Genomic DNA, 7,547 nt, shown 5'->3' with positions numbered 1-7,547 from the left:
CAAGGTGATCACCTCGATCGCCGAGCAGACCAACCTGCTGGCGCTGAACGCGACGATCGAGGCCGCGCGGGCCGGTGAGGCGGGCAAGGGCTTCGCGGTGGTCGCCAACGAGGTCAAGGAGCTGGCCCAGGAGACCGCACGTGCCACCGAGGACATCGCTCGGCGGGTCGAGGCGATCCAGGCCGACACCGGTGGTGCGGTGGAGGCGATCGGGGAGATCTCCACGATCATCTCCTCGATCAACGACTACCAGCTCACGATCGCCTCGGCGGTCGAGGAGCAGACCGCGACCACCAACGAGATGTCGCGCAACGTCGCGGAGGCCTCGACCGGCTCCGGGGAGATCGCCACGAACATCTCCGGGGTGTCCACGGCCGCCGACGCGACGACCCAGGCCCTGGCCCAGACCAGGACCGCCGTCGACGACCTGGCCAGGATGGCCGTCGACCTGCGCGGAGCCGTCTCCGGATTCACGTCCTGATCCGGCCGGCGTCGCGCCGGCTGCCAGCGGAAGAGGGGGGAGTGCCACGATGCCGTACTCCCTCGTGGGCGCCCATGCGCTCGGCTTCGACCTCGCCCGGTTGGTGAGCGGGCGGCAGGCGGCCGCCGTGCTGCGCACCGCGCTGACCGCGGACTCCACCGACCTCGACCAGTGGGCGGCCCAGCATCCGGGCGCCGTGGCCCGCAGCGACTGGCTGCGGGCCACCACGCGCGCCGACGCCCGCGCCGAGACCGTCCGGTCCGTGCTGCCGCTGGCCGGTGCCGCCGTCGAGGAGGCGGTCACCACCGGCGCGTCGACGTTGTTGCGGCGCCTGGAGACCAGCCTGCTCGGCGACACCCGCACGCTCGACCACTTCGTCCGCCACGACCTGCTCGACTGGACCTGGATCCACAGCGGCCCGATGTCCGTGCAGGACCCGACCGCGTCCGCGGCGGCCGACGTCCTCGCCGACGCGGCCGTGAGCGGCTACCTCGGCGCCCGGCTCGACCCGGGTGTCCGGCGCGGCATGGTCACGCCGTACCTGCGCGCCGACCTCCCCACCCGCGACGAGACCGCCTCCACCGGCATGGCCCGGGTGGACCGCGTGCTCGACCGGCTCTCGAGCGCCGACGAGTCCGTCCGCGCCGAGTGGCGCCGCGTCGTCGACGAGCAGCGGCTCCGTACGGCGGAGTGGGCGCCCGCGATGCACCAGGCGAGCTGGGCGTGCTCGATGTCCGGCCGGCTGCGGCTGGCCTGCGACGTACAGCTCGCCGGCGTGATCGCCTTCCAGCTCGCCGGTCTCACTCCGCGCGACGCCGCCTACGGCGTGTGGAACGCCGTGTCCGGGGTCCTCCAGGCGGTCGTGATGATCGACCTGCTGCCCAGCAAGGCGGCGGCCGTCCTCGTCCGCCCCTGGCACCTGGTCTACGGCGAGGGTCCGATCTCCGGCTAGTCCGGCCGGCCCACGTCCTAAAGGGGTGCGGGCACTCCTTAGGTCTCGGCGCGGTCCGCCGATGGTGTCTACGTCCGCCGCCCGGGGGACAGGAGGAGAGGACGCCCATGCCCGGTATCAGGGTGCTCGTGGTCGACGACTCCGTGGTCATCCGCAAGCTCGTGTCCGACCTGCTCTCCGCCGACCGGGACATCGAGGTCATCGGTACCGCGGTGAACGGCCGGGCAGCGCTGCAGAAGGTCGCGCAGCTGAAGCCCGACATCGTGACCATGGACATCGAGATGCCGGAGATGAACGGCATCGAGTCCGTGCGCGCGATCCGCGCGACCGGCAACAAGGTCCCGATCATCATGTTCAGCACGCTCACCGAGCGCGGCGCCGTCGCCACCCTGGACGCCCTGGCGGCCGGCGCGTCGGACTACGTGCCGAAGCCCGCGAACGTGGGCAGCGTCGGCCGGTCGATGGAGCAGGTCCGCGAGGCGCTGATCCCCCGGATCAAGTCCCTGGTGCCTCGCACCGGGATCTCCCCGCACCCTGCGGCGCCCTCGCTGCCGTCGGCGGCGGCCATCAAGCTGCACGCCCCGACCCCGCCGCCGTTCGGCGGGTACCGGCTGCTCGTGATCGGCAGCTCGACCGGCGGGCCCGAGGCGCTCGGCGCGCTGCTGCAGACCTTGCCGCCCCTCGGGGTGCCGGTGGCGGTCGTGCAGCACATGCCGCCGCTGTTCACGCGCCAGTTCGCCGCCCGCCTGGACCGGCAGCTGCCGTACGACGTCGTGGAGGCCGAGCACGCTCAGCCGTTGCGTCCCGGCACGGTCGCGATCGCCCCGGGCGACTTCCACCTCGAGGTCGCCTCCGACGCCTCCGGTCTGCGCACCAGGCTCACCCAGGCGCCGCCCGAGAACTACTGCCGCCCCGCCGTCGACGTGCTGTTCCGCAGCGCCGTGGCCGCCGTCGGTCCGGCCGTCCTGGCCGTCGTGCTGACCGGGATGGGCTCGGACGGCTGCAAGGGCGCCCGGCAGATCGTCGAGCGCGGCGGCAGCGTCCTCGCCCAGGACCAGGCCACGTCCGTGGTCTGGGGGATGCCGGGCGCGGTCGCCACCGCCGGGCTCGCCGAGCGCGTCCTTCCCCTCCGCGAGCTCGGGCCGGAGATCCTGCGCCGGCTCGCACCGCAACGTCCGACCCTCGTCCCCGCGGGAGCCACGTCATGAGCATCGGCCACGAGGCCTTCACCTTCGTCCGCGAGCTGGTGCGGGCGGAGAGTGCGATCGTCCTCGAGCCCGGCAAGGAGTACCTGGTCGAGTCGCGGCTGGTGCCGTTGGCCCGGCAGGGCGGCCACGCGACCGTCGACGCCTTCGTCGCCGACCTGGCGAGCCGCCGCAACCCGAGCGCGATGCGTCTGGTCGTCGAGGCGCTGACCACGAACGAGACGTCCTGGTTCCGCGACACCGACCCGTTCACGGCGCTGCGCCAGACGGTGTTCCCGACGCTCGCCAAGACCCGCAGCAACCGCGAGATCCGCGTCTGGGCTGCGGCCTGCTCGAGTGGTCAGGAGCCCTACAGCATCCTGATGACCGCGCAGGACACCCCCGAGATCTCCGGCTGGAAGATCGACATGCTCGCCACCGACCTCTCCCAGGAGATGCTCGACCGGGCGCGCAAGGGCGAGTACTCCCAGCTGGAGGTCAACCGCGGGCTGCCCGCCACCACCCTGGTCCGCCACTTCGAGCGGGTCGGGCTGGGCTGGCGGATCAGTCCCGCCCTCGCCGCGCAGGTGCAGTTCCGCCAGCTCAACCTGGTGCGTCCCTTCCCTCCGATGGGGAAGTTCGACGTGGTGTTCCTGCGCAACGTGCTCATCTACTTCGACCTGGCGACCAAGCGCGACATCCTGCGCCGCGTCCGGCAGGTGATGGCACCCGACGGCCACCTCTTCCTCGGGGCGGCCGAGATGACCATGGGCGTCGACGACGCCTGGGAACGAGTACCTGCCGGACGGTCTTCCGTGTACCGGATCAGAGAGGAACAGCGCACATGCGTGCCTTGATTGTCGACGACTCACGCGCGATGCGGAAGATCGTGGGTCGCATCCTGGTCGATGCCGGCTACGAGGTCCTCGAGGCCGGCGACGGCCAGGAGGCCCTCGACGTCCTCAACAGCCTCGACGGCGACCTGCCCGACCTGGCCTGCGTGGACTGGAACATGCCGGTGATGGACGGGCTCACGTTCATCACCGAGGTCCGCAAGCAGACCGAGTGGCGGGCCATCACGTTGATGATGGTCACCACCGAGAGCGAGCAGGACCGGATCGTGCGCGCTCTCGCCGCAGGCGCGCACGAGTACCTCATCAAGCCGTTCACCGGCGACGCCCTCGTGGAGAAGCTCGACCTGCTCGGGCTCACCGCGACGACCGTGGGAGACCTTGCATGACCATCAACAGCGGACCCGATCACGCGCTCGTGCACGCCGCCATCGAGCAGGTGTGGGGCTCCATGCTCTTCGAGGCGGCCGAGCCCTGGCCCGCCGACGTACCGGCGGACTTCGAGACCGGCCTGCAGGCCCACATCGAGATCCGCGGCGGCTGGAACGGCCGGCTCGTCCTCACCTGCGACAGCGTGGTCGCGACCCAGATCGCGGCGGCGCTGCTCGGCATGGGACCCGACGAGCAGGTCGACGAGCTGGACGTCCACGACGCCGTCGGCGAGGTCCTCAACGTCGTCGGCGGCAGCGTCAAGGGCGCCATCGGTGGCGCGATGACGCTCGGGCTGCCCGGCATCCGGGCCAGCGCCTCGCCGCCGACCTCCGAGGAGAGCCTCGTCGTGTCCTGGCGCGGCGCCCCGGTGCACGTGCAGATCGTGCCCGACGCGGCCAAGGCCAGCTGACCCCCCGACCACCCCTCGAAGAGAGGACTCGACCATGAAGATCATCATCGCCGACGACAGTCGGGTCATGCGCCAGATCGTGCTGCGCACGCTGCGCCAGGCCGGCTTCGGGCACCACGAGTACGTGGAGGCCACGGACGGTGCGGACGCGCTCAACAAGGTCGCCACGGAGAGCCCCGACCTCGTCCTGTCAGACTGGAACATGCCGAACAAGACCGGGATCGAGCTGCTGCGCGACCTGCGCGGGAGTGGCAACCCGGTGCCGTTCGGGTTCGTGACCTCCGAGGGATCCGAGGAGATGCGCGAGACCGCGGCGGCCGCGGGCGCGATGTTCCTGATCGCCAAGCCATTCACCCCCGAGCACTTCGAGTCCGCGCTCGTCGGCGTGCTCGGCTGAGGAGAACACCATGAGCCTGCCCGACCGCAAGCTGATCAAGGACGTCTTCGAGGGCCTGCTCGGCCGCGACGTCGCCGTCAGCGACGGGGCACCCATCAGTCTCGACCCGCCGCGCCCGGTCGTGGCGACCTACATCGACCCCGACCACCAGCTCGCGTTCGTCGGGGTGATGGACCTGCCGCTCGCGGCGTACGCCGGCGCCGCGCTCGCCCTGATCCCCAAGGGCGGCGCGGAGGCGGCCATCGAGGACAAGCTGCTGCCCGACAACCTGTTCGAGAACGTCGCGGAGATCCTCAACGTCCTCGCCGCGCCGATCGGCGACAGCGCCGGGGTCCACCAGCGGCTCTCGACGGCGTTCGCGCCGCACGACCCCCTGCCCGGTCAGATCGCCTCCTACGCGGCGACCCTCGGCGCGCGGGAGGACGTGACGCTCGACATCGCCGGCTACGGGAGCGGCACGCTGTCGATCGTGACCGTGTTCGCCTGACCGTCCGCCTGACCGTTCGCCTGACCGTCCGCCTGATCGGTCGGCACCCCACGGCCTGGGGGTGCCGGCCCGTAGGCTGGTGGGCAGCATGAGCATCTCCATCCCCCTGCCCGGCATGCCCGCCCCGCCCGCCCACGACGGGCCCGAGCCGACCCGTCGCGGGCCCTCGCGCGAGGAGCTTCTGGACGGCCTCAACGACCCCCAGCGCGCCGCGGTCGTGCACGAGGGGGCGCCGCTGCTCGTCGTCGCCGGCGCCGGCTCCGGCAAGACCCGGGTGCTGACCCGGCGGATCGCCTGGCTGATCTCCGAGCGCAAGGCCCACCCGGGTTCGGTGCTGGCGATCACCTTCACCAACAAGGCCGCCGCGGAGATGAAGGAGCGCGTCGAGGACCTCGTCGGGCGCCGCGCCCGGATCATGTGGGTCTCCACGTTCCACTCCGCGTGCGTGCGGATCCTGCGCAAGGAGGTGGAGAAGCTGGGCTTCAAGTCCAACTTCTCGATCTACGACGCCGCCGACCAGAAGCGCCTGATGACGCTGGTCTGCAACGACCTCGACCTCGATCCCAAGCGGTTCCAGCCGGGTGCGCTGCTGCACTGGGTGTCCAACCACAAGAACGAGCTGCGCGACCCCGAGGAGGCGGCCAAGGACGCCCGCAACCACCTGGAGGAGAACTACGCCGCGGCGTACACGCTCTACCAGCGGCGGCTGCGCGAGGCCAACGCGCTGGACTTCGACGACCTGATCATGTTCACGGTCCACCTGTTCCAGCAGTTCCCCGAGGTCCGCGAGACCTACCGGCGCCGGTTCCGGCACGTGCTGGTCGACGAGTACCAGGACACCAACCACGCCCAGTACGCCTTCATCCACCAGCTGTGTGCGGAGCAGATGGAGGACCTCGACCCCGCGGCCGAGCGGGTGCCGCCGGCCGAGCTGATGGTCGTCGGCGACGCCGACCAGTCGATCTACGCCTTCCGGGGCGCGAACATCCGCAACATCCTCGACTTCGAGCAGGACTTCCCCGACGCGACCTCGATCCTGCTGGAGCAGAACTACCGCTCCACGCAGACGATCCTCAACGCCGCCAACGCCGTCATCGGACACAACAAGAGCCGCAAGCCCAAGCGCCTGTGGTCCGACGCCGGCGACGGCGAGCGGATCGTCGGCTACGTCGCCGACGACGAGCACGACGAGGCACGGTTCGTCTCCGAGGAGATCGACCGGCTCACGGACGCCAAGGCCCACCGGCCCGGCGACGTCGCGGTGTTCTACCGCACCAACGCCCAGTCGCGCGTGTTCGAGGAGATCTTCATCCGCCTCGGCATGCCCTACAAGGTCGTCGGCGGCGTGCGGTTCTACGAGCGCCGCGAGGTCCGCGACGCGCTCGCCTACCTGCGGCTCCTGGTCAACCCCGCCGACCAGGTCTCGCTGCGACGGATCCTCAACACCCCCAAGCGGGGCATCGGCGACCGGGCGGTCGCCTGCGTCAACGCACTCGCCGAGCGCGACCGCACCACGTTCTGGGAGGCGCTGCGTCGCGCCCAGGACGCCCCGGGTCTCGCGACCCGGTCGCTGACCCAGATCCAGGGCTTCGTGGCGATGATCGAGGAGCTCCAGTCGATGGTCGACGGGGGAGAGCGCCCCGACGTGATCCTGGAGACCACGCTGGCCCGCTCGGGCTACCTCACCGCGCTCGAGGAGAGCGACGACCCGCAGGACGAGACCCGGCTGGAGAACCTCGCCGAGCTCGTCGCCGTGGCGCGGGAGTTCGCCGACGACCCCGTCGCGGGACCGTCGGCCGACCCCGCCGACGTCGACGCCGGCACGGTCGCGCCCGGGCTCGCGGACTTCCTCGAGCGGGTCGCGCTGGTCGCCGACGCCGACCAGATCCCCGACGACGACCCCGAGGACGCCGGCGTGGTCACCCTGATGACCCTGCACACCGCGAAGGGCCTGGAGTTCCCCGTCGTCTTCCTCACCGGGCTCGAGGACGGGGTGTTCCCGCACGCCCGCTCGCTGAGCGACCAGCCCGAGCTGGAGGAGGAGCGGCGGCTGGCGTACGTCGGCCTGACCCGCGCGCGCGAGCGGCTCTACATCTCCCGGGCCGTGGTCCGCTCGGCCTGGGGAGCACCCTCGCACAACCCCGGCTCGCGGTTCCTCGACGAGCTGCCGGTCGACCTGGTCGACTGGCGGCGCACCGAGGCCGCCCAGACCCGGTGGGGGCGTCCCGACCTGTCCGGGGGCTCACGCCCGATGGGCCAGCCCACTGCCGCAGGACGTCGCAACTTCTCCTCGGCCGCGGCGCGGGCCGATGCTGCCGCCAAGGCCAAGCCGGCGCGCGAGGTGCCCTCGCTGG

At 71.6% G+C, this 7,547-nt stretch carries 9 protein-coding genes; all 9 read left to right on the top strand.

Annotated features, from left to right (window positions below):
- Positions 1-481 (top strand): methyl-accepting chemotaxis protein (locus VGD85_RS07765; protein WP_331062878.1); only part of this gene is annotated, 481 nt, incomplete at its 5' end.
- A 49-nt stretch (positions 482-530) separates the two neighbouring features.
- Positions 531-1,433 (top strand): hypothetical protein, encoded by a 903-nt coding sequence (locus VGD85_RS07760; RefSeq protein ID WP_331062877.1) that lies wholly within the window; start codon positions 531-533, stop codon positions 1,431-1,433.
- 107 nt (positions 1,434-1,540) lie between these two features.
- A complete protein-coding gene (locus VGD85_RS07755; RefSeq protein WP_331062876.1) occupies positions 1,541-2,641 on the top strand; it encodes a chemotaxis response regulator protein-glutamate methylesterase in 1,101 nt (366 codons plus the stop codon).
- Positions 2,638-3,474 (top strand): protein-glutamate O-methyltransferase CheR, encoded by an 837-nt coding sequence (locus VGD85_RS07750; protein ID WP_331062875.1) that lies wholly within the window; start codon positions 2,638-2,640, stop codon positions 3,472-3,474. Before VGD85_RS07755 ends, VGD85_RS07750 begins: the two co-directional genes overlap by 4 nt.
- The gene (locus VGD85_RS07745; protein WP_331062874.1) at positions 3,462-3,857 is read left to right on the top strand and encodes a response regulator; all 396 of its coding nucleotides are present in this window, start codon (positions 3,462-3,464) and stop codon (positions 3,855-3,857) included. The genes VGD85_RS07750 and VGD85_RS07745 overlap by 13 nt, the downstream gene beginning before the upstream one ends.
- A complete protein-coding gene (locus VGD85_RS07740) occupies positions 3,854-4,309 on the top strand; it encodes a chemotaxis protein CheX (protein WP_331062873.1) in 456 nt (151 codons plus the stop codon). Before VGD85_RS07745 ends, VGD85_RS07740 begins: the two co-directional genes overlap by 4 nt.
- Positions 4,310-4,343: 34 nt before the next feature.
- The gene (locus tag VGD85_RS07735; RefSeq protein ID WP_331062872.1) at positions 4,344-4,706 is read left to right on the top strand and encodes a response regulator; all 363 of its coding nucleotides are present in this window, start codon (positions 4,344-4,346) and stop codon (positions 4,704-4,706) included.
- Between the two features lie 10 nt (positions 4,707-4,716).
- Entirely contained in the window at positions 4,717-5,193 is a 477-nt protein-coding gene (locus VGD85_RS07730) for a hypothetical protein (protein WP_331062871.1), read from the top strand.
- A gap of 88 nt (positions 5,194-5,281) precedes the next feature.
- On the top strand, positions 5,282-7,547 hold a 2,266-nt coding region (pcrA, locus tag VGD85_RS07725), incomplete at its 3' end, for a DNA helicase PcrA (protein ID WP_414690778.1).

The sequence above is a fragment of the Nocardioides sp. genome (assembly GCF_036401255.1).
Lineage (GTDB): Bacteria > Actinomycetota > Actinomycetes > Propionibacteriales > Nocardioidaceae > Nocardioides.
The sequence above is the reverse complement of the archived record's forward strand: the minus strand, read 5'-3'. Positions and strand labels throughout refer to the sequence as shown.